General features: G+C 66.9%; 1 protein-coding gene. It reads left to right on the top strand.

What is annotated here, in order from left to right:
• On the top strand, positions 1-1364 hold a 1364-nt coding region (dnaE, locus tag I73_RS22305; RefSeq protein WP_022982645.1), incomplete at both ends, for a DNA polymerase III subunit alpha.

Genomic DNA, 1364 nt, shown 5'->3' with positions numbered 1-1364 from the left:
CAGCGTGCGCATTGCCGCGCGCTGCAACCTCACCCTGGTGCTGGGCAAGAACTTCCTGCCGGACTTCCCGACGCCACTGCAGTCCGATGGCAGCCGCATGCCCATCGACGACTTCCTGCGGCAGGAATCCTATGACGGGCTGGAACAGCGGCTGCAGCTGCTCTTCCCGGACGCCACCGAGCGCGAGGCCGAGCGCCCGCGCTACGTGGAACGTCTGGAGTTCGAGCTGGGCACCATCCTGAAGATGGGCTTCCCCGGCTACTTCCTCATCGTGTCGGACTTCATCAAGTGGGCCAAGGCCAACGGCTGCCCGGTGGGCCCGGGCCGGGGCTCCGGTGCGGGCTCGCTGGTGGCCTATGTGCTGTCCATCACCGACCTGGACCCGCTGAAGTACAACCTGCTGTTCGAGCGCTTCCTCAACCCGGAGCGGGTGTCCATGCCCGACTTCGACGTGGACTTCTGCCAGAGCAACCGCGACCGGGTGATCGAGTACGTGAAGGAGCGCTACGGCCGCGAGGCCGTGAGTCAGATCGCCACCTTCGGCACCATGGCCGCCAAGGCCGCGCTGCGCGACGTGGGCCGGGTGCTGGGCATGGGCTTCGGCCATGTGGATTCCATCGCCAAGCTGATCCCCGCGCCGCCGGGCAAGCATGTGACGCTGGCCAAGGTGCCGGAGAAGCCCAATCCCAAGCTGGTCTACGCCCGCCTGGAGGCGCCCGAACTGGAGCAGCGCGAGGCCGCCGAGGAAGAGGTGGCGGCCCTGCTCAGCCTGGCCGAGCGGGTCGAGGGCCTGGTGCGCAACATCGGCATGCACGCCGGGGGCGTGCTGATCGCCCCGGGCAAGATCACCGACTTCTGCCCGCTCTACCAGCAACCGGGCAGCGACTCGGCGGTCAGCCAGTTCGACAAGGACGACGTCGAGCAGATCGGCCTGGTGAAGTTCGACTTTCTGGGCCTGGCCACGCTGACCATCCTGGAGCTGGCCAAGGAGTTCATCACCACCCGCTACCCCGACCAGAAGGACTTCGCCTTCGAGAAGATCCCGCTGGACGACAAGGCGGTCTACAAGCTCTTCTCCGATGGCCTGACCGAGGCGGTGTTCCAGTTCGAATCCCGCGGCATGCAGGGCATGCTGCGCGACGCAATGCCCAGCCGGCTGGAGGACCTGATCGCCCTGAACGCGCTGTACCGCCCGGGCCCGATGGACCTGATCCCGTCCTTCGTGGCGCGCAAGCACGGCAAGGAGGTGGTGGAGTATCCGCACCCGCTGGTCGAACCGGTGCTGTCGAAGACCTACGGCATCATGGTCTACCAGGAACAGGTGATGCAGACCGCCCAGGTGCTGGGCGGCTACAGCCTGGGCG

Source organism: Ideonella sp. B508-1, assembly GCF_000333615.1.
In the GTDB taxonomy this organism is placed as follows: Bacteria; Pseudomonadota; Gammaproteobacteria; order Burkholderiales; family Burkholderiaceae_C; genus Ideonella.
The sequence above is the reverse complement of the archived record's forward strand: the minus strand, read 5'-3'. Positions and strand labels throughout refer to the sequence as shown.